Origin of the sequence: Mucispirillum schaedleri ASF457, from assembly GCF_000487995.2 — a bacterium.
Lineage (GTDB): Bacteria > Chrysiogenota > Deferribacteres > Deferribacterales > Mucispirillaceae > Mucispirillum > Mucispirillum schaedleri.
In genome coordinates, this window is record NZ_CP097562.1 from 1,483,077 (window position 1) to 1,506,309 (window position 23,233).

At 32.3% G+C, this 23,233-nt stretch carries 25 protein-coding genes; 7 read left to right on the forward strand and 18 right to left on the reverse strand.

The features are described from left to right. Positions 1 to 48: 48 nt before the first annotated feature. The 3 genes from N508_RS07005 to N508_RS07015 form a co-directional block, all read right to left on the reverse strand. Entirely contained in the window at positions 49 to 723 is a 675-nt protein-coding gene (locus N508_RS07005) for a heme exporter protein CcmB (RefSeq protein WP_023275716.1), read from the reverse strand. After that, a complete protein-coding gene (locus N508_RS07010; RefSeq protein ID WP_023275717.1) occupies positions 710 to 1,456 on the reverse strand; it encodes an ABC transporter ATP-binding protein in 747 nt (248 codons plus the stop codon). The genes N508_RS07005 and N508_RS07010 overlap by 14 nt, the downstream gene beginning before the upstream one ends. Before the next feature lie 360 nt (positions 1,457 to 1,816). Next, positions 1,817 to 2,254, reverse strand: a complete 438-nt coding sequence (locus tag N508_RS07015; protein WP_023275718.1) for a cytochrome c maturation protein CcmE — start codon at positions 2,252 to 2,254, stop codon at positions 1,817 to 1,819. A 177-nt stretch (positions 2,255 to 2,431) separates the two neighbouring features. Here N508_RS07015 and N508_RS07020 point away from each other — a divergent pair, with 177 nt between their 5' ends. Beyond that, on the forward strand, positions 2,432 to 3,187 hold the full coding sequence (locus tag N508_RS07020) for a cytochrome c biogenesis CcdA family protein (protein WP_023275719.1): 756 nt from the start codon (positions 2,432 to 2,434) through the stop codon (positions 3,185 to 3,187). Positions 3,188 to 3,469: 282 nt separating this feature from the next. On the opposite strand, the gene N508_RS07025 is transcribed toward N508_RS07020, so the two are convergent. The 9 genes from N508_RS07025 to recJ form a co-directional block, all read right to left on the reverse strand. After that, positions 3,470 to 5,365: a motility associated factor glycosyltransferase family protein gene (locus N508_RS07025; protein WP_023275720.1), complete on the reverse strand. Its 1,896-nt coding sequence runs from the start codon at positions 5,363 to 5,365 to the stop codon at positions 3,470 to 3,472. 10 nt (positions 5,366 to 5,375) lie between these two features. Next, complete coding sequence (pseI, locus tag N508_RS07030) at positions 5,376 to 6,413, reverse strand: pseudaminic acid synthase (RefSeq protein WP_023275721.1); 1,038 nt, start codon at positions 6,411 to 6,413, stop codon at positions 5,376 to 5,378. Continuing rightward, on the reverse strand, positions 6,410 to 6,883 hold the full coding sequence (gene pseH, locus N508_RS07035; RefSeq protein WP_023275722.1) for a UDP-4-amino-4,6-dideoxy-N-acetyl-beta-L-altrosamine N-acetyltransferase: 474 nt from the start codon (positions 6,881 to 6,883) through the stop codon (positions 6,410 to 6,412). The genes pseI and pseH overlap by 4 nt, the downstream gene beginning before the upstream one ends. Before the next feature lie 105 nt (positions 6,884 to 6,988). Continuing rightward, the gene (locus N508_RS07040) at positions 6,989 to 7,174 is read right to left on the reverse strand and encodes a hypothetical protein (protein ID WP_023275723.1); all 186 of its coding nucleotides are present in this window, start codon (positions 7,172 to 7,174) and stop codon (positions 6,989 to 6,991) included. Then, positions 7,171 to 7,986 (reverse strand): cytidylyltransferase domain-containing protein, encoded by an 816-nt coding sequence (locus N508_RS07045; protein ID WP_023275724.1) that lies wholly within the window; start codon positions 7,984 to 7,986, stop codon positions 7,171 to 7,173. Before N508_RS07045 ends, N508_RS07040 begins: the two co-directional genes overlap by 4 nt. Next, a complete protein-coding gene (gene pseC, locus N508_RS07050; RefSeq protein WP_023275725.1) occupies positions 7,986 to 9,125 on the reverse strand; it encodes a UDP-4-amino-4,6-dideoxy-N-acetyl-beta-L-altrosamine transaminase in 1,140 nt (379 codons plus the stop codon). Before pseC ends, N508_RS07045 begins: the two co-directional genes overlap by 1 nt. 1 nt (position 9,126) lies before the next feature. Further along, positions 9,127 to 10,128, reverse strand: a complete 1,002-nt coding sequence (pseB, locus tag N508_RS07055; protein WP_023275726.1) for a UDP-N-acetylglucosamine 4,6-dehydratase (inverting) — start codon at positions 10,126 to 10,128, stop codon at positions 9,127 to 9,129. Between the two features lie 15 nt (positions 10,129 to 10,143). Next, entirely contained in the window at positions 10,144 to 12,285 is a 2,142-nt protein-coding gene (locus N508_RS07060) for a RelA/SpoT family protein (RefSeq protein WP_023275727.1), read from the reverse strand. 147 nt (positions 12,286 to 12,432) lie between these two features. After that, entirely contained in the window at positions 12,433 to 14,190 is a 1,758-nt protein-coding gene (gene recJ, locus N508_RS07065; protein WP_040636854.1) for a single-stranded-DNA-specific exonuclease RecJ, read from the reverse strand. 190 nt (positions 14,191 to 14,380) lie between these two features. Here recJ and N508_RS07070 point away from each other — a divergent pair, with 190 nt between their 5' ends. From N508_RS07070 to N508_RS07095, 6 genes are read left to right on the forward strand one after another with little or no spacing between them, the layout of a single operon-like run. Next, positions 14,381 to 15,340: a biotin--[acetyl-CoA-carboxylase] ligase gene (locus tag N508_RS07070; RefSeq protein WP_023275729.1), complete on the forward strand. Its 960-nt coding sequence runs from the start codon at positions 14,381 to 14,383 to the stop codon at positions 15,338 to 15,340. After that, the gene (locus tag N508_RS07075; protein ID WP_023275730.1) at positions 15,337 to 15,897 is read left to right on the forward strand and encodes a biotin transporter BioY; all 561 of its coding nucleotides are present in this window, start codon (positions 15,337 to 15,339) and stop codon (positions 15,895 to 15,897) included. Before N508_RS07070 ends, N508_RS07075 begins: the two co-directional genes overlap by 4 nt. Further along, entirely contained in the window at positions 15,881 to 16,849 is a 969-nt protein-coding gene (gene bioB, locus N508_RS07080) for a biotin synthase BioB (RefSeq protein ID WP_040636856.1), read from the forward strand. The genes N508_RS07075 and bioB overlap by 17 nt, the downstream gene beginning before the upstream one ends. Beyond that, positions 16,846 to 17,517 (forward strand): dethiobiotin synthase, encoded by a 672-nt coding sequence (bioD, locus tag N508_RS07085; protein ID WP_023275732.1) that lies wholly within the window; start codon positions 16,846 to 16,848, stop codon positions 17,515 to 17,517. The genes bioB and bioD overlap by 4 nt, the downstream gene beginning before the upstream one ends. Before the next feature lies 1 nt (position 17,518). Further along, on the forward strand, positions 17,519 to 18,874 hold the full coding sequence (gene bioA / locus N508_RS07090) for an adenosylmethionine--8-amino-7-oxononanoate transaminase (RefSeq protein WP_023275733.1): 1,356 nt from the start codon (positions 17,519 to 17,521) through the stop codon (positions 18,872 to 18,874). A 1-nt stretch (position 18,875) separates the two neighbouring features. Further along, complete coding sequence (locus N508_RS07095; RefSeq protein ID WP_023275734.1) at positions 18,876 to 19,037, forward strand: hypothetical protein; 162 nt, start codon at positions 18,876 to 18,878, stop codon at positions 19,035 to 19,037. A gap of 203 nt (positions 19,038 to 19,240) precedes the next feature. Here the strand turns inward: N508_RS07095 and N508_RS07100 are convergent, their stop codons facing one another. From N508_RS07100 to modD, 6 genes are all read right to left on the reverse strand, one after another. Beyond that, positions 19,241 to 19,537: an FAD assembly factor SdhE gene (locus tag N508_RS07100; protein ID WP_023275735.1), complete on the reverse strand. Its 297-nt coding sequence runs from the start codon at positions 19,535 to 19,537 to the stop codon at positions 19,241 to 19,243. Between the two features lie 5 nt (positions 19,538 to 19,542). Beyond that, positions 19,543 to 20,088, reverse strand: coding sequence for a 2-oxoacid:acceptor oxidoreductase family protein (locus N508_RS07105; protein ID WP_023275736.1), 546 nt, complete (start codon positions 20,086 to 20,088; stop codon positions 19,543 to 19,545). Beyond that, a complete protein-coding gene (locus N508_RS07110; RefSeq protein WP_023275737.1) occupies positions 20,088 to 20,915 on the reverse strand; it encodes a 2-oxoacid:ferredoxin oxidoreductase subunit beta in 828 nt (275 codons plus the stop codon). Before N508_RS07110 ends, N508_RS07105 begins: the two co-directional genes overlap by 1 nt. Further along, positions 20,915 to 22,042 (reverse strand): 2-oxoacid:acceptor oxidoreductase subunit alpha, encoded by a 1,128-nt coding sequence (locus tag N508_RS07115; protein ID WP_023275738.1) that lies wholly within the window; start codon positions 22,040 to 22,042, stop codon positions 20,915 to 20,917. The genes N508_RS07110 and N508_RS07115 overlap by 1 nt, the downstream gene beginning before the upstream one ends. Position 22,043: 1 nt before the next feature. Then, positions 22,044 to 22,235, reverse strand: coding sequence for a 4Fe-4S binding protein (locus N508_RS07120; protein ID WP_023275739.1), 192 nt, complete (start codon positions 22,233 to 22,235; stop codon positions 22,044 to 22,046). A 124-nt stretch (positions 22,236 to 22,359) separates the two neighbouring features. After that, complete coding sequence (gene modD, locus N508_RS07125; RefSeq protein WP_023275740.1) at positions 22,360 to 23,211, reverse strand: ModD protein; 852 nt, start codon at positions 23,209 to 23,211, stop codon at positions 22,360 to 22,362. Positions 23,212 to 23,233 lie beyond the last annotated feature (22 nt).

Below are 23,233 nucleotides of genomic sequence, written 5' to 3' on the forward strand. Positions count from 1 at the left end.
CTCTGCCAAAATAATTTTGACTATTACTTTCATACAGCTTCAATGATATTATTCTTCTATAATGACACCAAATATGCCAAAAATAACAGCAGTAAATATTATATCAAATACTGCCATAAGTTTTATCCAGTTGTAACTGTATGTTATATCATGACCCAGCAAAAATATATTTGTAGAAAGTATTGCTGCAATAATCACTGGTATTAATACAGGCAGCATTAAAAGTGGCAGCATAATCTCTCTTGTTTTTGTGCGGACACTAATCATTGAAAATAATGTGCCAGTTACTGAATAACCATAAGTTGCAAGCAGAATTATTATAATCATAAGCCAGTGAGAAATAAGATTAATATTATAAAACACTAAAAACAGCGGAACTAATATTATTTCAAGTATAGTTAAAAATAAAAAGTTAGAAATCACTTTTCCAAAAAATACAGCACTTCTGTCAATTGGAGCAAGCATTAATGCTTCAAAATTACCGCCCTGTATTTCGCTCATCATAGTTTTATTAAGCCCTAAAATACCTGAAAATGTAACAGCCATCCAAAAAATACCGCCTGCTATTTCCTGCTCTGTTTTACTTCCCGGCTCACTTATAAAACTAAAAACAAGTGTAATAAGCACACCAAAAACTAATGTTGCATTAACTGTTTCCTTAGTTCTCAGCTCCATTAATATATCTTTTTTCAAAATGGCAAAAACTGCTTTAAAGTAATTCATCTTTTAAATCCTTATTACCTGCCACATCTAAATACATCTGCTCAAATGATGCAGTATCTATCTCTGACTTTAACTTGTTAAATACTATTTTTCCGCTTTTCATAATAATCACATTGCTTGCTAAATCAAGCCCTGTATGAATATCATGAGTAACCATTAAGATAGTTTTATTATGGCTTAGCTGCTCTTTTAAAAGGTTTGAAAGCTTATTGCCTGCAAGACTGTCAAGTCCGGTATATGGCTCATCTAAAAATATAATTTCTGGTGAATGGATTAATGCTCTTGCAATAGATATTCTTTGCAGCATACCCCGCGAATAAGTGCGGATAGCGTCATTTCTTCTGGAATATAAATCAAGCTGTTTTAAAAGACTTTCTGCTTTCTGCCTTACATTTGATACATTATAAAGTGAGCCATAAAACTCTAAATTTTCCACAGCAGAAAGACTTTCATATACAAAAGGCTGGTGAGAAATAACACCAAAATTTGCCCTGTAAACATCAGCCAGCTTCCTGCTTTCCACTCCGTTATATAATAGTGTGCCAGAAGTCAGCCTTGTCTGCATAGAAAGTATTTTAAGAAGTGTAGATTTTCCTGCCCCATTTGAGCCAAAAATTGTAATAGATTGACCTTTATATATATCTAAATCTATTTTTTTTAAAGCTGTAACTGTGCCATATATTTTACCTGCTTTTCTTAAAGAAATAAGACTTTTTTCACTATCTTCTGCCATATAAAAAAGTTTACCCTTTCCCTTTAAATTTTTTAGACTTGCTTCATAAGAAACATACTATCTGCCACTTTGCTAAAAAGTATAAATTTTAATCTCTAAATAGTATCCTAAATATATTAATTTTGCAATATAGATACTTCGCTTTAGGCTCAGTATGACATCATCACAGCAGTTCTACTGCAAATTATCTATTATAAATTATTTTTCTACACTAACCACTGTCTATTCTGAGAATCTGATGTGATTAGCTGCAATTAACATTATAAACTTTTTTAGTTACTATCTCAAAAACAGCAATATACATAAATAAGGCTCGGTGGGGAGACCGAGCCTTATAACAGCTAATATCTTTTGAGGAGTTTATATATCTGCGTTTATTTCCGCCATTGCTTTATTATGTTCTTCCACATCCATACCATCATAGCGGGATGGACATTTTGCTAAAAGTGAGTTAGCAACAAACTTTTTATTTGCTTCATCATAAATGCCTTCCACAATAACTTCTACTTCTTCTTGAAAAGCATCAGGCACTATGCCTTTATATTCTACCTTAATGAAACTGTCATCATTTTTATCTTTCATATCAAAAGCTAAATCAAGCTGGGCTTTTGTAACAGTGCCGCTCATAACAGTGCCGCTTACTTTTATGCCCTTGTCTTGAAATTTTGCAGGGTTATTAACTATTTCAGAAACTTCTGCATCATGCAGTGAATGGTTTGCAAAACCGCTTGCTAATAAATAGGTTAATGCTCCAACTACTACAAGACCAACTGCAATAAGTTTTTTTCTGCTGTTCATAAATACCCCTTATTTTCTATGATATTAATTTATATCAAAAAGTTTTATTATTAAATTCAAAAAAAAATTAACTACACAATATCTACAACTTTTCATTGTATTATAATGAAAATCTATATATTGCCTACACAATCTGTTACTATAATGTTAATGCGTAATATATAAACGGAGGATATATTGTTTGTATCAGAAATACCATCAATGTTTGCATCATTTATTGCAGGCATTTTAACATTTTTATCACCCTGCATTTTTCCACTGCTGCCGGGATATATATCATTTATGTCTGGGGAAAGTTTAGAAAACTTAAAAACAGATACTGCAGACAGCAGCAGATTTTCTCCAAGATTTAAAGCATTTTTAGGTGCACTTTTCTTTGGGCTTGGGTTCACTATTGTTTTTGTGGCTCTTGGTGCTACTGCCACATCTTTTGGCAGGGTATTAAACAGCTATCAGACACTGCTTTCGCAGATAGCAGGGGTTATTGTGATTATTTTTGGACTGCATATGATAGGTGTTTTTAAGATAAAGTTTTTAATGAAAACATCAAAAATTAACTATGAAAAAAAATCATTTCCGTTTTTTTTAAATGCATTTTTTTTAGGGATAGCTTTTGTGCTGGGCTGGACGCCATGTGTGGGTCCTATTCTTGCAGGCATACTGGCTGTTGCATCGCAGGAATCATCAGTTACTCAAGGCATGCTGCTTTTGTTTGTTTATTCACTTGGGCTGTGGATTCCTTTTCTTGTGGCAGCATTAGCAGTAAATGAAGTAATCAGTGCTGTCCGAAAAGCTGGCAGATACCTTATATGGGTGGAAAGAATAGCGGGAGCACTGCTTATTATAATAGGACTGCTGCTTTTAACAAATAAAATGACTGCTCTTACTGTCTGGTTTACAAAAGTTTTTTCTTTTCTGCCAGTTGTTGGATAATATTTTTTATAATTTGAATTTACCAAAAAAACTTAAATAAAGCTATATAATGAATATAGCAAGATAATTAAGTCCATAAGGTCATACTGAGAGTGATAATGCGAAGTATCTAAAAATATAGATAATTTAAATATATTATACATTACTGCAATATATGTAATTTAGATTTTTCGCCTTAAAATCAGGCTCAAAATGACTGTAACTTGAAAAATGTATGTCAATCCTGAGACTGCTCCTGTGTCTTACTGAGCCTTATATGACAATATTTTTGTTAAAGTCCATCTATTTTACTTTTCTTTCAGTAAATTCTACTTTAAATTTTTCCATAATCTCTATAGATATATCAAACTCTTCAAGCAGTTTTTTAATTAAGCTGCCTAAAACAGAGTAAAGCTCTTTATATTTTAAAAGCAGCAGAACATCTCTTTCAGGGCTGTCACTTTGCTTATGTTTAATGCTGTTTATATCCTGCACTACTTTTATATAAATTGACTGCACATAGTGCATTAAAATTAAATAGAAATCATTTGTAGCAAACTTCTGGACAGTATCTTCTACTATTTTCATATTAGCTTTATATGCAGTATAGTCTTCCCCTTTTGGTGCAACATCTGTGCATCTAAGTATTTCTTCAACTACAGCACATTTCTCTAAACTTTCGTTACATATATCAATAGTTTTATTACAGAAATCTTTAGCATGATAAAGTTTTTTTAATGTTTCTTTAATCTGCCTTTCTTTTTCTTTATGTTTTATCTGTTTTAAATGTTTTTTAATTTCAGAAGTAGTATTAATATCTTCTTTTATATACTTATCAATAGCTTCTTTAAATGTCATAATTTGAGTGCCATGTATTTTTGCACCACCTTCTGTTGCATTAATAGCTGTCCCTTGATATGTGGCAATATCTCTTTCATAATGCAGCAGAAACTGCTTATAAACTGGTCTTGTTTTAACTCTTTCCTGATAATTGCCTTCTACTTCAATAAGGTCTTTTTCTGTTAATTTATCGCTGCCGTAATGGAAACCTGCTGCATGGGTAACTAAATCATCAGTAATAGCTAAATCCTGCCCTATCATAATTATAGGGTCACATCCTAAATATTCCAGCACTTTAAAAGCCATATTACCTGCTGATGGTCCAATATCCAATATGCCTTTTTTAATATCAAGCCATTCAAATGTTGCAAACTTACGAAAAACAATAATTTTTTCGCCGGGAAAATTTGCATAAGTTTCAGGCACAACAACAGGACATGCTGCTAAATATGAATCTTTTACATCTTCTTCTGTTAAGCCTTCAAAAAGATAAGATGTTGCAATAACACGCTCTAAACTTGTAACAAAATGAGCAGGGGGCAGATTATGATGTTTTAAAATTTTTACACTTCCATCTGCTGCACATATTACAGCTTTCTCTCTTAATCCTTCTAATAATTTAACATTTTTATCAAGAGATGGACCAGAAGCAACAACGATACCCGGTTTCCCTTTAAATACATCTTTCAAATCAGCAATACCTGTATAATCAATAATAGTAGGAATGTTTCTTAATGTAAATTTTATACCTAAAAGGCTGTCGTATGGGTCATTTCCATAAAGCAGAAGAACCTGATTTATTGCTTCTTTAACCATTTGCAGAGAATTAAGATAGTAATCTTTATTTACTGCAAAAGATACTGGCTGCTCTATGACATTTATGGCTTTTAAAAAATACATATTAGCAGTCATATTAAAAAAATTAAATATTACAGGGTATGACATTCTTATATCTTCACATCCTGCAAAAAAAACATTTGAACTGTTTATTAAATCTAGACAATTATGTGTGCTGAATACTGTTTTTAAAAGTTCAGGGTCTCTTTCAATAATTAATAATCTTGCTCTTGGACACTGCCTTATATACTCACAAGCTTCATAAGAAAGCCCAAAACCTAAAAATACTGCCAAATCAGGAACATTTAATTTCCTTTGTTTTATGTCCTGCTCAGCAACACGATATGGATCTATATTATTATAAAAATTTTTATTAAATTTTATATCAATAAGAGAAGGAAGTTTATCTTTTCTTTGAGATGGTGCAACTACATATCTGCCAGTAAGCTGTGTATTATCAATAATTTGAGCTAGTCGTGGGTTGCGTTTTGCAAGTGCTTCTATATTTTTCTTATAAAGCATATTGTTCTCCTTAATCTATTAATTCATTTTTCAAAGGTGTATTTGCTTTTATATCTTTACCTGCTTTTCTGCCTAATATTTCATTATAATATTTTGGACTTATTCCTAAATTAGGACGAAATGAGCCAATATTTTCAGAAGTAAATTTTTCCCCTTTCTTTATATCTTTTATAACATAAAGGCTTCGCATAAAATGCCTGTTTTTCTGCACTGCCTTATTTATGGTATAATCTATATATCCAAGAGATTTTTCTGCTGTTCTTATATCATCTACAAAATGCTTAAATTCTTTTTCATCAAGAGAAAATGCAGCATCTGGAGAGTTGATTGATTTATCAAGTATAAAATGCTTTTCAATCACTTTTGCACCGAGTGCTGCGGCTGTTACAGCTGTAATATTGCCTAATGTATGGTCAGAAAGCCCTGTAATGCAGTTAAAATCTTCACTGATTTTTTTTATCATTAAAAGATTTGCATCTTCCACAGGGGCAGGATAGCTGCTTGTGCATTTTAAAAGTATTATATCATTATTGCCAGCTTTTCTGCATACATTAACTGCATCTTCTATTTCCTGATATGATGCAACACCTGTTGACATTATTACAGGTTTATTTTTTTTAGCAGTATATTCTATTAAAGGCAAATCATTTATTTCAAATGATGCTATTTTATATGCAGGCATATTTAATTCTTCTAAAAAATCTACTGCCACTTTATCAAAAGGGGAAGAAAACAGTATAAGCCCTGACTTTTCAGCAGTTTCTTTTAATGTTTTATGCCACTGCCATGGTGTGTGTGCTTTATCATAAAGCTGATAATATGTTAAACCGTCCCATAATGAGCCTGATTTTATAATAAAATTCTCGTCATTAGAATTAAGTGTAATAGTATCTGCCCTGTAAGTTTGCAGTTTCACAGCGTCTGCTCCGGCACGGGCTGCTGCTTCAATAGTTTTAACAGCTAAATCAAGGCTGCCGTTATGGTTTGCAGAAAGCTCTGCTATAATAAATGTTTTGTCTTTTCCTATTTCAAAATCTGCTATTTTCATCTTTTGCCATATTTATTTAACTTTAATATATATTCTATTACTTCATCATCTCTTTTATTTTCAGTAAAACCGCATTGTGTTATGCAGTGTATGGAAATTAAATTTGTTTTAAATACTTTCATTATTAATAATTCTAGGTTTAATGTAATAGCAGCATATTCACAAGCCTTATTTATAAGCAGTTTTCCTATACCTGTTTTTTTTGTAAAAGGATTTTTATAATACCCTAGATTTGCCGTTCTGTTATGTATATCAGTAAATCCAACAACTCCCACAGGCTCATTATCAAGAACTGCTAAAAAATATTTCTTTGTAATATCTTCATTTAATGATTTAATGAACTCTCTATGCTCAATAATTGATATTTCATTTCTATTAAATGAATTAGAGCGGACTATATCACTATTTCTCCATATATATATATCATTTATGTATGTTTCAGAAAGCATTTTAAAATCAATAAAATCCATCTATTAATTTCCTTCTTATATTATTAAGAAGAAAATTAATATAATATATTTCTTCTTAACTTGTTTATTTTATATACTGCTTTATACTTATCCAAAAATTTTGAACTAAACCACTAAATAAATTTCTCTTTTCTGCAAAGGTGTAAGTCCACAGGCTGCATACCCCCCCCCATACATATAATTTATATTATTAATAGTTTTGGGTAATATCAATCTGTCGCAGCTTGTTTTTAGTGAAAGTATTTTATAAATAAGCTGATTACTTTTTTTGCCTAAAAGATATATATTCATTGGTTTCTCTCTAATAATTTAAAAGCATTATTCATACCATTTAATTTAAGCAGTTTTAATGCTTCTGCTATTTCTTCCTGCTCGTTTTTCCATACATATTTTTGATAAATTTGATTATTTAATATTTTAAGCCATTTGTTTTTCTCAAAAAGGTTTATAATATCTTTATAATTAAAATCACTGCCCAGCATAAAATAAACAATATTCATTAAAGCATAATCTTCATAAGTATCAACTGTAATGCGAATATCAGAATAATCATGCCCGCTTTTCTCTAAAAAATCTATTTTTATATAACTGTCATTTTTTCTTGCATGCCATGTAACATGCTCTCTGACTTTTACATCTTTTTCTTCCCTGTCAGTTCTTTTTAAAGCAGCTAATGTTATTACTTCCGTATCAAGCCCGTGCGGAAATGTTCTTTTTTCTACATTTGATACATAATCAGCAGATGAATTTTCATGAATTTTTATACATTCTTTTATAACTTCATCATCAATGCACGGGCAGTCTGCTGTAATTCGCACAACTCGTTCTATACCATATTTTTCGCATGCTTTAATATAACGCATAAGCACATCGTCAAGGCTGCCCCTGAATACATCTGCACCATATTTTAAGGCTTCCTGCTCTGTTAAATCATCATCTTGATTATCACTTGTTGCAAGAATAACATTATCACATACTTTTTTAGCACGCATTATTACTCTGCCAAGCATAGATATACCGCTTCCTGCAGGAAGCTCCATTAATATTTTATCTTTAAGTCTTGTTGAAGAACGCCTTGCTTGAATAACTATCCCTGTTTTCATTACAATACCTTTAATGCAGTGCTGATTTTATCTATTACAAAATAAACTTCTTCGTTAGTTAAAAGTGGATAAACAGGCAGAGAAAGCTCCCGTCTGTAAAAATCATAGGCAAGCGGTGTTTCTTTATAATCATATCCTAATATTTCATAATAAGGGTGCTTATTTACAGGCATATAGTGGATTTGAGTAAATATATTATTTTCTTTTAAATAATAATATACTTTATCTCTTAACTCATTAGTTTCAAAAAGCACTGGAAATAAATGATGAGAGTTAAGTCTGTCACTATATTTTTTCTGCATAGTTATTTTATTATTATCTTTAAAAGCATCATAATATATATCTGCAATATCAAGCCGTCTTTTTATAAAATCATCTGCCCTTTTCAGCTGACTTATACCAAGAGCAGCTTGAATATCAGTCATTCTGTAATTATATCCTAATAACTGCATTTCGTGATATGTGGGGCTGTCTGGAACATTTTTAAAATTTACTTTTTCCATACCATGACTGCGAAGTAAAATGCTTGTTTTATATACTTCTTCATCATTTGTAAGTATTGCTCCGCCTTCTGCTGTTGTAATATGCTTTACAGGGTGAAAGCTGAAAACTGCTGCATTAGAATATTTGCAGCTGCCTGTTTTGCTGTTTTTATAACAGCTGCCAAGTGCATGACATGCATCTTCTACTATTTTAATATTATAGTTTTCAGCAGTTTTGCTAATCTCTTCCATATTGCATGTAAGCCCTGCATAGTGAATTGGCACAATAATTTTTGTATTTTTTGTAACAAGTGGATTTATTTTATATTCATCTATTAAAAAGTCATCAGGCTTTATATCTGCAAACTTAACTTTTGCTTTTATATAAAGGGCAGCATTGCCTGTTGCAGCAAATGTATTAGCACATGTTATTATCTCATCATTTTCTTTTAACCCAAGAGCAGCATAAGCAATGTGTAAAGCAGCTGTGCCAGAAGATACTGCAACTGCATATTTTGCACCAGTATATTCTTTTAATGCTTTTTCAAAAGCAGGCACATATTCGCCTTGAGTAATTGCAGAAGAATAAAGTGCTTTTACTACTATATCTTTATCTTCCTGACTGATTGTCTGCCTGCCATAGGTAATTTTTTCCATTTTATTTTGCCATTTCATTTATTTTTTCTTGAACATCTTGTGCTATTCTGCATAAAAATTCAGGGTTTATTTTTTCAGGATTATTATCGCTTGAATAACAAAAATCATCAGGCAGAGATTTTCCATTTGTAGACTTTGATATTGTTTCCCAGTTTCTAAATTCAGGCATAATTCTATAATGGTCATCAAATTCCAAAGTGTGCCTTGCATCATCACTTGGTATCATTACTTCATGCATTTTTTCACCGGGTCTAATGCCTATATCTTCTATTTTACATTCTGGTGCGATTATTTTTGCAAAATCTTCCATAGTTGCAGATGGAATTTTAGGAACAAATATTTCCCCGCCTTCCATTTCGTGAAATGCTTTAATCACAAGATTTATTGCCTGTTCAATAGTTATCCAGAACCTTGTCATATATCTATTTGTTATGGTAATCACACCTTTTTTCTTCTGCTCTAAAAATAATGGCAGAACAGAGCCGCGGCTGCCAAGCACATTACCATATCTAACAACGCTGAATCTTGTAACTCTGCCGCCTGCATAAGCATTACCTGCTACAAAAAGTTTATCACTTGCAAGTTTTGTTGCACCATACAGATTTATAGGGTTTGCAGCCTTATCTGTAGATAAAGCAACTACCTTTTTTATACCTGCATCAATAGCAGCTTCTATTACATTTTCAGCCCCTATTATATTTGTTTTAATAGCTTCAAAAGGGTTATATTCTGCTGCAACCACTTGTTTAGAAGCTGCTGCATGAACTATATAATCTACACCGTAAAATGCACGGTTTAACCTATCCCTGTCTCTTACATCACCAATAAAAAAACGAAGATTAGCTATATTTTTATATTTTCTTTCCATTTCATACTGTTTAAATTCATCTCTGGAAAAAATAATTATCTTATTTGGTTTATATTTTTCAGCAACAAATTTTACAAACTGCTTGCCAAAAGTCCCTGTTCCGCCAGTAATTAAAATATTTTTTCCATCAAACATATAAATCTCCAAAAATTAACTTTGTTTTACTGAAATAACATGCTTATTGCTGCATATTTTTTCAGAAAGCATATCTGACTGCTTTTTATTTTTAACCATTACAACAAATTCCATTTTTGCTGTGCCGTCACCATAGTTTTTTATATTCATTTCATGAATATTTAAGCCCATATCTTTTATGATAGTGGATATTTCAACAAATACACCAGATATATCTTCAAGTATCGCTTTATATTTAACAGGCATACTCAGCTTATCAGAGTTATCCCATTCAACATCAACTATCCTGTCTTTATTTTCTTCCAGTCTTGTAATATTTGGACAGTCTGCTTTATGGACAATTATTCCCCTGCCTGTAGAAACATAGCCTTTAATAGCATCTCCCGGCAAAGGCGAGCAGCATTTAGCAGTTTTAATCATCATATTATCTACACCGCTTATCTTAAATGGCTCTAGTTTCCTGTTAATAACCTGCTTTACAACATCTATTTCTTCTTCTCTTATATCAGGTAAAAAAAGATGTAGCAATTTCCTTGCCGAAATTTGACCAAACCCAACATGAGTGATTAATTCATCAAGACTATGCACTGAAAATTTATCAAGGGCTTTTTTCAAATCCTGCTTATCTGAAATGATTTCTTCAAAATCAAGTCCAGAATGTTTAAACTCTTTATTTAAAATCTCTCTGCCTGTTAAAATAGCTTTTTCTGTATCTTTTTTCCGTAAAAAAGCACTAATTCTTGAATAAGCTCTGTTAGTTTTTACAATATTCAGCCAGTCTTTTCTAGGCTCCTGAGTTTGTGATGTTAAAATCTCTACTTTATCACCACTGTTTAATTTTACCTTTAATGGTGCTATTCTGCCATTGATTTTTGCACCAACACAAGTATGACCAACCTGCGAATGTATTGCATAGGCAAAGTCAATAGGTGTAGAATCCACAGGAAGCTCTACCACATGGCCGTGTGGTGTAAAAACAAATATCTGCTCCCTGAATACATCTTCTTTAATAGCATTAACAAACTCTGTAGGTGATTTTTCTTTATTATTATCTTCTAATGCATGCCTTAACCATGCAAACTGTTTATCTTCTTTAGGGTTAAATATACGACCTTCTTTATATGCCCAGTGAGCTGCTACCCCTTCTTCTGCTATTTTATGCATTTGTCTTGTGCGGATTTGAAACTCTACCATCATACCACCCGGACCCATAACAGTAGTATGTATTGACTGATACATATTTGCTTTTGGATTTGCAATATAGTCTTTTATTCGGTGCGGTATAGGTGTCCATAAAGAATGAATAATACCAAGAGAAGAATAACAGTCTGATTTTGTATTAACAATAACACGAAGTGCAAGCAAATCAAAAATATCTTCAAATGATGTGCCTTTTTTAATCATTTTAGAATATATACTGTAAAAATGTTTTGGTCTGCCAGATATTTCCCCTTCAATATTTGCTTTTTGCAGAGCAAGAGAAATAATATCTTTAACTTCACTTAAATATTCTTCCCGCTCACCCCGTTTCATTTTTACTTTATGGTGTATTTCATAATACATTTCAGGGTTTAATATGCGGAATGCTCTATCTTCTAACTCCCATTTTATCCATGCAATACCAAGCCTGTCTGCAAGTGGAGCATAAATATCCATAGTTTCTCTTGCAATGCGTTTCTGTTTATCTTCTCTCAGGCTTTCAATAGTTCGCATATTATGCAGTCTGTCTGCCAGCTTAATAATAATAACTCTTATATCATCACTCATAGATATAAGCATTTTTCTAAAAGATTCTGCCTGTTTTTCTTCTTTTGACTGGAATGGAATTTTGCTGATTTTTGATACTGCATCTACTAAAAATGCAACAGATAAGCCAAACATTTCTTCTATCACTTCATAAGTAGTATCAGTATCTTCAATAGTGTCATGCAGAAGCCCTGCAATAATACAGTCAATATCCATTTTCATTTCAGCAAGAATGTAGGCAACATTTAACGGGTGGGAAAGATATGCCTCACCGCTCTGCCTAATCTGCCCCCTGTGCTGCTGGGCTGCATAAACATAAGCAATATTTAATTTATCTATCTGGGCTTCAGGATTATTGCTTACAACTTTATCCTGAATATCCATAAGTCTGATTGTTTTTTGAATACTCATTAGCAAATACCATAAAAAATAATATGTATTATAAAATGGAATGATATAAGTATCAAGTAATTTTACAAAATTTATTTGCTTTTCTGTTTTTTAAAATATAAAATATATAAAAGATTTGATAGTGTATTACAGATATATACTTTTGTATTAATCAGATTTTTTTATATCTTTTAAGTTAAGCTGTATAACTTTTGTATTTTTCCATGTATTATGAACAAGAGAAAAAAGAATATCAAATTTATCATTTTCTGCCATTAATGACTTATATTCTTTCATATTATAGCCTATTGCTTCAAAAATAAGCCCATTTTTTTCAAAAACACATTTTAAATGGTTAAAATTCTTGCCAACAAATGTTTCTACCTGATATTTAAAAACTTTTTTCATAAAAAATACAGGCTCTTTATTGCCCTGACCATAAGGCTCTAATTTTTCAAGCCACTGCATTACTTCATTTGTTATATCTTTTGAATCTATTTCTGCATCAATATATATTTCTGGTATAAAATCTTCTTCTTTTAAGGAAGTTTTTACTACTTCATTAAACCTGTTTCTAAATTCTTCAAGATTTTTCTTTTCAAGTTTAACTCCAGCAGCATATTTATGACCCCCAAAAGATATTAATATATCTGATAAGCTGCTTAACCCATCATATAGATGAAATCCCGGTATACTTCTTGCTGAGCCTTTATATACTCCATTATCTTCTGTTAAAATAACTGTCGGTTTAAAGTATTTATCTACTACCCGCGATGCTACTATCCCTATAACACCCGGATGCCAGTTATCAGAAGCGATTACAAGACCTGACTGAAGCTCTGCATATTGGTTTTTCTCTATTAAATCATAAGTCTGCTGCAAAATGTCTCTTTCTATCATCTGCCTGTATTTATTTTCATTATCAAGCTCTAATGCCAGCTGTTTAGCTTCACTTCTGTTTTGAGTAACAAGCAGTTTAAAACTTTTCTCTGAACTTGCCATTCTACCCATAGCATTAATACGCGGAGCAAGCTGAAAGCCTATATTTGATGTTTTCATTTTTTTAGATGCTGATAAATTTTCAACTGTTTTTTTAAGCTCATCTATCCCTATACGGACATTTTCCCCGCTCATAAGCTCTAAACCATGGCGGACAAATATCCTGTTTTCATCAACAAGGGGCATAACATCTGCTATTGTGCCAAGAGTAACAATATCTAAAAGGTTTCTTATATTTGGCACTTCCTGCTTAAAAAAATCATATTTTTTAAGCACAAACCTTAATGCCATGACAGTTTTGAAAGCTACACCTACTCCAGCTAATGTTTTATTAGGATAAGTATCGTCTTCACGCATAGGGTTTATGATAGCATAAGCTGCAACAGGCAGTTCTTTTGATGGCTGGTGGTGGTCTGTAATAATAATATCCATTCCATGTATAGATGCTTCAAGCACTTCTTGGACAGCACTTATGCCGCAGTCTACTGTAATAATAAGGTTTGTTTTCCTTGCAGCTATTTCTTTTACAGCTTCCTTATTAAGCCCATAGCCTTCTTCTAATCTGTTTGGAATATAGTAAGATACATTTGCACCACACTGCATTAAAAATATATATAATAAAGCTGTGGCAGTAATGCCGTCTACATCATAATCGCCATAAATACATATTCGTTCATGATTCATAACAGCTTTTGCAATACGCTCTGCTGCCTTTTCCATATCACTTATTTCAAAAGGATTTCTTAAAGATTTTAAAGAGCCGTTAAAAAAGTTTTCAATATCATCTGGAGATGATATTCCTTTTTTCAGCATTAATTCTGCAACAGGCTTTGGCATATTATGTTTGTATGCAGTTTCTTCAATTAGATTTTTATCAACAGAATTATATATCCATTTGTATTTTATACTTTTAAAGTTACTATTCATTTTAATATGATATATCATTTTTATAAAAATATACAGTATAATTTATTGATTTATCAATATTTTTCCAAAATTGGCTGCTGAATATATATTTTACTTTGTTATTTCATAAATATTGTTCTATTATCAACTAATAAAATAAAAATAGTTGACAATAATATTTTTGTGTGTATTATTATTGAAGTGGTGGAAAATGAATTTAAAGGAAAAAATATTTAATCTTCTAAACGAAAAAAATACAGAATTTATTTCTGGTCAATATTTGGCAGAAGTTTTTAATGTAAGCCGTAATGCTGTATGGAAAGCAGTAAACAGTCTTAGAAAAGACGGGTGCAATATTTATGCTGTTCAGAATAAAGGCTATACACTAGACAGTGGCGGCATATTTACTGGGGAAATTATTAAGTCATATATGCAGCTGCCTGTAAAAATAGAATATATACCTAATGTTACTTCTACAAATGATATTATTATGGAATACGGCAGACAGGGTGCAGAAGAATTTATAACAGTTGTTGCAGACAGCCAAAGCAACGGCAGAGGAAGAAAGGGAAGAATATTTTATTCACCTGATAATGCTGGCACTTATTTTTCCATACTTTTAAGACCAAATGTTCATTTTTCTGAAAGTTTATATATTACAACAGCAGCAGCTGCTGCTGTTACAGAAGCCATTAAGCAGCTTTATAATATGGATACACAAATAAAATGGGTAAATGATATATTTTATAATGGCAAAAAAATATGCGGCATACTAACAGAAGCCCATCTTGATATGGAAAGCGGCACTGTTGACTATGCTGCTCTTGGTATAGGCATTAATGTTTTTGAGCCAAAAGAAAGCTACCATAAAGATATAAAAAATATTGCAGGAGCAGCTTTTTCCCGCAGTTTGTTTGATAATAAAATAAGATGTGAAATTACTGCAAAAGTCATAGAAATATTTTATGAATACTATAAAAATCTTTCTGATATGACATTTCTAAACACTTATAAATCAAGGTCTTTTTTAACTGGGAAAAATATAACTGTTGAAAAAGATGGTATTATGCAGAAAGCATTTGTAAAAGGTATTGATGATAAATGCAGGCTTTCTGTGCTTTTTGAAAATGGCATAGAAGAAAATCTTTTATCTTGCGAGGTAAGTTTATGACACAAAATAACACACGGTATGCAGCTTATACTGGCCTGTTTACTACATTAATTATACTTGGAGCATTTATTAAAATTCCAGTTCCTGTTATCCCTTTTACACTGCAGTTTTTATTTGTTTCGCTTGCTGGTCTTTTACTGGGTGCAAAATACGGCGGATTAAGTGTGTTTATATATGCAGCACTTGGGCTTGCAGGACTTCCAGTATTCACAGCAGGAGGCGGCATTACTTATGTTGTTTTTCCTACTTTTGGCTATATTATAGGTTTTATTTTTTCTGCATTTGTAACAGGCATAATATCAACTAAAATGCAGCCGAATACAAAAAACTATATGTTTGCTTCTTTCTGCGGGCTTATTATTTTACATATTATTGGCATCCCTTACTATTATATTATTTCCCATTATGTAATACAAAATTCGTTAACTTTTAAAGAGATATTTCTTTTCTGCTTTGTATATACTGTGCCGGGCGATTTACTTTTATGTCTTTTATCTGCCCGTATAGCTTTAAAATTAAAACCATTTATAAATAAAGGCAATGATGATGGTAAATAAAATAAAAAACAAAATTTTATCAGAGGAAAAAATAACTTATGGTGAAGCTCTTTCATTAGCTGATGCTCCCATAAATCAGCTGATAAGTGCAGCAGATGAAATTAGAAAGCATTTTTGCGGCAATATTTTTGATATATGCTCAATTATAAATGCAAAAAGTGGAAGATGCAGTGAAGACTGTAAATTTTGTGCACAGTCTGCCCATTATAAAACAAATATTAATGAGTATCCTATACTTGATAAGGATGAAATTATAAAAAATGCTTTATATATGGCTGAAAAAGGTGTGCTGCGTTTTTCTATTGTAACATCAGGCAAAGCATTAACTGATAAAGATGTGAATATATTAGCAGAAACTATAAAAGAGATTAAATCAAAATCAAATATTTCAATATGTGCTTCTCTTGGACTGCTTTCAGACGAAAACTTTAAGAAATTAAAAGATGCAGGGCTTGAAAGAGTGCATAATAACCTTGAAACTTCTAAAAACTTTTTTCCAAAAGTCTGCTCTACCCATACTTTTGATGATAAAGTAAATGCTTTAAAAGCTGCATTAAAATCCAACCTTTCTGTATGCAGCGGCGGTATTATAGGGCTTGGAGAAAGTATGCAGGATAGAATTGATTTAGCTTTTTCACTTGAAAAATTAAATATAAAATCTGTGCCTTTAAATATACTTTCCCCTGTAAAAGGCACGCCTTTTGAAAACAATAAGCCATTAAGCGAAGAAGAAATATTAAAAACTACAGCCATATTTCGTTTTATTATTCCTGATGCTTTTATCCGCCTTGCTGGTGGCAGGTCTATTTTAAAAGATAAAGGCAAAAAAGCATTTTTATCTGGTGCAAATGCTGCAATTACTGGCGATATGCTTACAACCTGCGGTATATCTGTTGATACTGATATGCAGATTATAAAAGAAACTGGATATATTGTAGAGCTGATAAATTGAGTAAATCTATATTTATAACAGGCACAGGGACAGATATAGGCAAAACTTATGTTTCTGCTCTGATTATGAAAAAAATGATAAATGAAAATATGAATGCCTGTTATTTTAAACCAGTTTTAAGCGGTGCTGAAAGAAGACAGGGCAGAATATATGCAGGGGATATTGAATATGTTAAAGAAATAAGCGGATTAAATGAAGATACTAAAAATATGGGCTCTTTTATTTATGAATATCCTGCATCGCCTCATCTTGCTGCAAAACTTGAAAATAAGCCATTTAATATGGAAAAAGTAGTAAACAGCTATAATAAATTATCAGAAAAATATGACTATATTTTAATAGAAGGTGCAGGTGGCATTTTTTGCCCATTTACTGATGATTATAAGCCTATTTATACAAAGGAAATTATAAAATCTCTTAATACTTCCTGTATTTTAGTTTCAAATACAGGACTTGGAGCAATAAATAATGCAATGCTTTCTGTATACTATATGAGAGATAAAAAGATAGATATAAAAGGCATAATATTTAATGACTATAAGGACAGTCTTATAGAGCAGGAAAATATAAAATTTATTACAGAAAATTCAAAGCTCAGGCTGCTTGCAGTAGTAAACCATAAAGACAATAATATTAATATTGATTTAAAAAACATATTTGGAGAATAATATGGCACAATATACATCCCTTGAAGAAAAGGACTTAAAATATATATGGCATCCCTGCTCTCAAATGAAAGATTATGAAAGCCTTGCACCAATGATTATAGAAAAGGGCAAAGGTATTTATTTGTATGATATATATGGAAAAGAATATATTGATATAATAAGCTCATGGTGGTGTAATCTTTTAGGTCACTGTAATGAAAAAATAAGCAGTGCAGTTAAAGAGCAGCTTGATAAGCTGGAACATGTAATATTTGCAAATTTTTCTCACACTGGTGCAATTAATCTAAGTGAAAAATTAGTTAATATTGCACCTCGTGGTTTAAATAAATGCAATTTTTCTGACAACGGCTCTGCTGCTGTTGAAAGTGCATTAAAAATGAGCTTTCAGTATCAATATCAAAGCGGTCATCCAGAAAAAAGAAAATTTATGTGTTTAAGTGAAGGCTATCATGGTGAAACCATTGGTGCATTATCTGTTGGTGCCCTTGATTTATATGCTAAAATTTATGAGCCTATTTTAATAGATTCCATAAGAATTACTGCACCAGACTGTTACAGATGCCCTTTTAATAAGCATAGAGATACATGCAGCACAGAATGTTTTATATATGCAGAAGCAGCATTTGAAAAATATGGAATGGAAACTTGTGCTATTATTTTAGAGCCACTTTTACAGGGCAGTGCAGGTATGAGAATATATCCAAAAGAGTATCTTGTAAAATTAAGAGATATTTGCAATAAATATGGTGTTATTTTAATAGCTGATGAAATAGCCACTGGATTTGGAAGAACTGGCAGAATGTTTGCCTTTGACCATGCAGGTATAAGCCCTGATATTATGTGTATATCTAAAGGTTTAACAGGCGGATATATGCCTATGTCTATTACTATGACAACAGATGAAATATATTATGCTTTTTATGATGATTATAATAAAGGTAAAGCCTTTATGCACTCTCACACATACAGTGGCAACCCATTAGGATGTGCAGCAGCAAATGCAGTGCTTGATATTTTAGAGCAGGATAAAATAATAGAAAAAGCACAAATCACGGCAGAATACCTTAACAGAAAAATGGTGGAAAGATTTAAAGACCATAAAAATATTGGAGAAATACGCCATATTGGTCTTATTAATGCTATGGAGCTTGTGGAAGATAAAAACACTAAAAAGCCTTTTAATGCAGAAAAACGAATAGGATACCAGATATATAAAAAAGCACTTGCAAATGGCTTAATATTAAGACCACTTGGAAATGTGCTGTATTTTAACCCTGCCTTAATTATTACAGAAGAACAGCTTGATACTGCCATAGATATTGCCTATAATGCACTAATAAGTATTCTTGGAGAATAAAATGCAAAAGTGCAGTAATAATGCAGATAAGAAAACAGATAAAAATAAGGATAAAAAATCCAGTAAAACTGTAATCTGTGATGGTTTTTCCTGCAAAGTAATAAATGATAATAAAAATCTTAAAATCAGCAAAAATATAATGATAGATTTAAATATTAAATGATTTTATAGATACTTCGCCTTTCAGGCTCAGGACGAGCCATCTGAAAGTAAGCGATAGCCGAACTTGTTTCGGCAGAGTGTAATTTAAAAAATACAGGGATGTATTTTTTAATAAAAGATAAATTTATTTACTTCGCATGAATACTCAGTAAGACACAAAGACTATAAAACTATACAATATGCAAAAATCTATGTCAAATTACCTTATATTACTGCTTCACCTTTTGCCTGCAGCTCTTTTGCATATACTTCTATTTCTCTGCATATTTCATAGTCATATAAATTTTTTAAATCTTCTGCTGATTTTGTCCCCATTATTAAATCAAACATATCATTATCATACATTTTTGTAAGCAGCTCATTTAATCTGATTAATTTTTCGTCGCTGTAACTATCTTTTACTTTTTCTGCAATAAATTTTTTCATTAATACTTCATTTTCAAGTATTGCTCTTCTTGCACATTGAAAATATGCCTTTTTATAAAGCGGGTTTTCACTCATTTAAATTATTCTCCTAATGCTTTTTTTGCCAGTTCTATACCTATATTGTATGCTTTTTTGTTATTTTCAGCAGCACGAGCTGGAAAGTTATCAATAATAACATCTAAAAGATACTCATGTTTTACAATAGAGCATATTTCATTTACTACTCCAAGAACAGCAATATTTGCAGATACTGAACTGCCTAATTCTTTTGAAACTGTTGTAATTACTGGCACATTATATATTGTATATTTTGTATTATCATATTCATGCACCATTGAAGCATCTACAATTACTACTGCATCATCTTTTAAATCAACTGCATATTTATTATAAGCTTCCTGTGTTAATGATATTACAATATCAGGATTTACTATTTTAGGATAATTTATTTCATCATCACTTATGATTACTTCTGCTTTACTGGCACCGCCCCTTGCTTCTGGACCATAAGACTGGCTTTGCACTGCATTTTTACCGCCCTTTATAGCTGCAGCCTGAGCCAAAAGAATACCTGCTGTAATAATACCCTGACCACCAGAGCCTGAAAATCTAATATCGTATCTCATTATTTACCTCCATGCTCCAGAGTAAACCCAGTAACTTTATCATAATTTTCTACATATTCATCTTTGCTTGTATCATGGTGCAGAATGCCAGTAATAAATTTACCTTCTAGTTCTTCCGCACTCATATTTTCAGCCATTTTTTTATTAACTGTATGTTCTTTCTGCCACAAGAGCATACTTGCAGGTGTTTTTTGGTTATTTTTTCTGCCAAATCCTGTTGGACAGCCTGTAATAATCTCCACAACGGAAAGACCTTTATGCGAAAAAGCTTCTTTAAAAAGTTTTTCCATAGGCAGTGCATGGTAAGATGTGCTTCTGCCAACAAAGGTTGCTCCTGCTGCAATGGCAAGTTTACATAAATCAAAATCAGGCTCAAGCATACCAAAAGGTGCAGTAGATGCTTTTGCCCCAGCAGGAGTAGTTGGCGAATACTGACCGCCAGTCATACCATAAATATTATTATTAAATATAATCACTGTCATATCTATATTTCTTCTGCATGCATGTATAAAGTGGTTGCCGCCAATAGCACTCATATCTCCATCGCCACCAAGAGCAACTATTTTTAAAGCTGGATTTGCAAGTTTTATACCTGTTGCAAAAGCTAAACTTCTGCCGTGAGTTGTATGCAGTGTATTAAAATCAAGATAACCGGGCAGGCGGCTTGCACAGCCTATACCTGAAGCGATAACTGTTTCATCTTTACTCCAGCCCATAGAAGCTATTGCTCTAATCATTGATTTCATTATAATCCCATATCCACAGCCGGGGCACCATATATGCGGCAGTCTGCCTTTTCTTATATATTCCTCATAATTATAAGCCATTACATCGCCTCCACTGCTTTTTTTATTTGTGCAGGTGAGACAGGCTCACTGTCTACCCTGTATATATGCTCCACTCTGCATTTACCATTTACTGCACGGCTAACTTCTCTTACAGTTTGACCAAGGCTTAATTCTGGAACTAAAAACCCTTTCACTTTTCCTGCATATTTAAGTATATCAATATCTGGAAACGGCCATATAGTTAATGGTTTTAAAAGTCCTGCTTTTATACCTTTTTTTCTTAAATTAAGCACTGCATCTTTTGAAGCACGAGCAGAACTTCCAAAAGCAAAAATAATATATTCTGCATCATCACAGTGAAAATGTTCTGTTAATACTATATCATCATAATTTTTTTCTACTTTTGATAAAAGTCTTTCTTCCTGTATACCTATTAATTTAGAGCTGTTTGTTGGAAAGCCGTATTCATCATGATTAAGCCCTGTAACATGGTAGCGGTAACACGAGCCAAATGGTGCAAGTGGTGAAACAGGCTGGCTGTTATCATAAGGCTTGTAATCTTCTGCACTGCATACTGGTTTTAATCTATCTATTATTTCAAGCTCGCCTTTTGCAGGTATTTCTATAGCTTCTCTCATATGCCCTATAATCTCATCTGATAAAATAATTACAGGCATGCGATATTTTTCTGCTAAATTAAATGCTCTGACTGTCTGGCTGAACTGCTCATAAACTGTTGATGGTGTAAGAGCAATACATGGATGGTCCCCATGAGTTCCCCAGCGAGCCTGCATAATATCTGCCTGTCCAGGACCTGTTGGAGTGCCTGTTGACGGTCCGCCACGCATAACATTTAAAACAACACATGGCACTTCTGCCATATATCCATATCCTAAATTTTCTAATTTTAATGACATACCAGGACCGCTTGTAGCAGTAAGTGATTTAGCACCAGCAAGGGAAGCTCCAATAACTGCTGCCATTGCACTAATTTCATCTTCCATTTGTATAAACCTGCCACCATGAGATGGAAGCCATGCAGCAAGACGCTCTGCAACTTCTGTTGACGGAGTAATAGGATAGCCTGCAAAAAATTTACACCCTGCATATAATGCACCTAATGCAACAGCATCGTTGCCTTGTAAAAATTTACGCTCTTTTTCCATACTATAACCTCGTAACTTCTATTGCAAAATCAGGACATCTTAACTCACACTGCATACATGCTGTGCATTTTTCTATATCTGCAATATGCACTTTAAAATCCTGCATATCAAGCACCTGTGCAGGACAAAGCACAACGCATATTTCGCAGCCTTTGCACCTTTCTTTATATATTTTTATTTCACTTTTTGCCATAGCACAACCTCATATTTTAAATATAAATATGCTTATCTGATATTATAATCTTTTTTTAATTTTTGTAAAGTAAGTATGTGGATAAAAAACTATAAAAATGAGTAACTTATTATACAAAAAAATACTACTTCTTTCTTTCAATTACAGCTTTAATATCAAGTGGTAACGCATGAAAAAAAGCTGATGATACTATCACATCTGCCTCTGATGCTGCATATTCTTTTATATTGCCTTTATTTATACCACCAGCTGCAAGTATAAGCATTTTAGGATTTATGCTGTTTCTTTCTTTTACAATATTTTTTATTTCATCAGGACTTAATTTATCAAGCTGCAGACCGTCAATAAAATCATAGTGAAGAGCTTTTAAGCTGTCCTGCATATTTTCTGTTTCTAATATTATCTTTTTTTCCACCATTTTATGATTTGATGATTTTATTACTCTTTCTATATTATCAAATCCGCCAATAAATTCTATATGCTGCTTAAAGATAAGCACAGTTTCTGAAAGTCCTAATCTATGAGCAGAAACACCACCTGCCTGAAATGCAAGAGTTACAAGCTCCCTTGAAAGCGGCATAGATTTCCTTGTAGCTGCAAGTATTATATTTTGATTCACTGAATGAGCAATGTCCACCATTTCCCTGCAAAGAGTTGCAATACCTGAAAGATATTCTAATGTATTCAAAGATACTTTCCAGCCAGTATGCAGTGCTTCAGCTTTCCCTTTTGCTTTTAAAATAAGACTTCCTGTAGAAAGTTTTTCTCCGTCTTTAACTTCTGATAATATTTCACATCCTAGTTTTGTGAAAATTTTTCCTGCCAGCCCTGCTCCAGCTATTACACCTTCGCTTCTTGTATAAAAAGAAATAGTACCATTTTCTTCACCAATGCCAAGCATTTCTGTAGTAATATCAGAATAAGGTACATCTTCCTTTATTATTTTATCTATTATTTCATCAGTAATATATAACATATTATATTATGCTCCCTTTATG

What these genes read in the sequence shown, in the direction of transcription:
- N508_RS07005 (WP_023275716.1), bottom strand. Translation starts at nt 723, where the DNA reads ATGAATTACTTTAAAGCAGTTTTTGCCATTTTGAAAAAAGATATATTA.
- N508_RS07010 (WP_023275717.1), bottom strand. Translation starts at nt 1,456, where the DNA reads ATGGCAGAAGATAGTGAAAAAAGTCTTATTTCTTTAAGAAAAGCAGGT.
- N508_RS07015 (WP_023275718.1), bottom strand. Translation starts at nt 2,254, where the DNA reads ATGAACAGCAGAAAAAAACTTATTGCAGTTGGTCTTGTAGTAGTTGGA.
- N508_RS07025 (WP_023275720.1), bottom strand. Translation starts at nt 5,365, where the DNA reads ATGCTTTATAAGAAAAATATAGAAGCACTTGCAAAACGCAACCCACGA.
- pseI (WP_023275721.1), bottom strand. Translation starts at nt 6,413, where the DNA reads ATGAAAATAGCAGATTTTGAAATAGGAAAAGACAAAACATTTATTATA.
- pseH (WP_023275722.1), bottom strand. Translation starts at nt 6,883, where the DNA reads ATGGATTTTATTGATTTTAAAATGCTTTCTGAAACATACATAAATGAT.
- N508_RS07040 (WP_023275723.1), bottom strand. Translation starts at nt 7,174, where the DNA reads ATGAATATATATCTTTTAGGCAAAAAAAGTAATCAGCTTATTTATAAA.
- N508_RS07045 (WP_023275724.1), bottom strand. Translation starts at nt 7,986, where the DNA reads ATGAAAACAGGGATAGTTATTCAAGCAAGGCGTTCTTCAACAAGACTT.
- pseC (WP_023275725.1), bottom strand. Translation starts at nt 9,125, where the DNA reads ATGGAAAAAATTACCTATGGCAGGCAGACAATCAGTCAGGAAGATAAA.
- pseB (WP_023275726.1), bottom strand. Translation starts at nt 10,128, where the DNA reads ATGTTTGATGGAAAAAATATTTTAATTACTGGCGGAACAGGGACTTTT.
- N508_RS07060 (WP_023275727.1), bottom strand. Translation starts at nt 12,285, where the DNA reads ATGAGTATTCAAAAAACAATCAGACTTATGGATATTCAGGATAAAGTT.
- recJ (WP_040636854.1), bottom strand. Translation starts at nt 14,190, where the DNA reads ATGAATAGTAACTTTAAAAGTATAAAATACAAATGGATATATAATTCT.
- N508_RS07070 (WP_023275729.1), top strand. Translation starts at nt 14,381, where the DNA reads ATGAATTTAAAGGAAAAAATATTTAATCTTCTAAACGAAAAAAATACA.
- N508_RS07075 (WP_023275730.1), top strand. Translation starts at nt 15,337, where the DNA reads ATGACACAAAATAACACACGGTATGCAGCTTATACTGGCCTGTTTACT.
- bioB (WP_040636856.1), top strand. Translation starts at nt 15,881, where the DNA reads ATGATGATGGTAAATAAAATAAAAAACAAAATTTTATCAGAGGAAAAA.
- bioA (WP_023275733.1), top strand. Translation starts at nt 17,519, where the DNA reads ATGGCACAATATACATCCCTTGAAGAAAAGGACTTAAAATATATATGG.
- N508_RS07095 (WP_023275734.1), top strand. Translation starts at nt 18,876, where the DNA reads ATGCAAAAGTGCAGTAATAATGCAGATAAGAAAACAGATAAAAATAAG.
- N508_RS07100 (WP_023275735.1), bottom strand. Translation starts at nt 19,537, where the DNA reads ATGAGTGAAAACCCGCTTTATAAAAAGGCATATTTTCAATGTGCAAGA.
- N508_RS07105 (WP_023275736.1), bottom strand. Translation starts at nt 20,088, where the DNA reads ATGAGATACGATATTAGATTTTCAGGCTCTGGTGGTCAGGGTATTATT.
- N508_RS07110 (WP_023275737.1), bottom strand. Translation starts at nt 20,915, where the DNA reads ATGGCTTATAATTATGAGGAATATATAAGAAAAGGCAGACTGCCGCAT.
- N508_RS07115 (WP_023275738.1), bottom strand. Translation starts at nt 22,042, where the DNA reads ATGGAAAAAGAGCGTAAATTTTTACAAGGCAACGATGCTGTTGCATTA.
- N508_RS07120 (WP_023275739.1), bottom strand. Translation starts at nt 22,235, where the DNA reads ATGGCAAAAAGTGAAATAAAAATATATAAAGAAAGGTGCAAAGGCTGC.
- modD (WP_023275740.1), bottom strand. Translation starts at nt 23,211, where the DNA reads ATGTTATATATTACTGATGAAATAATAGATAAAATAATAAAGGAAGAT.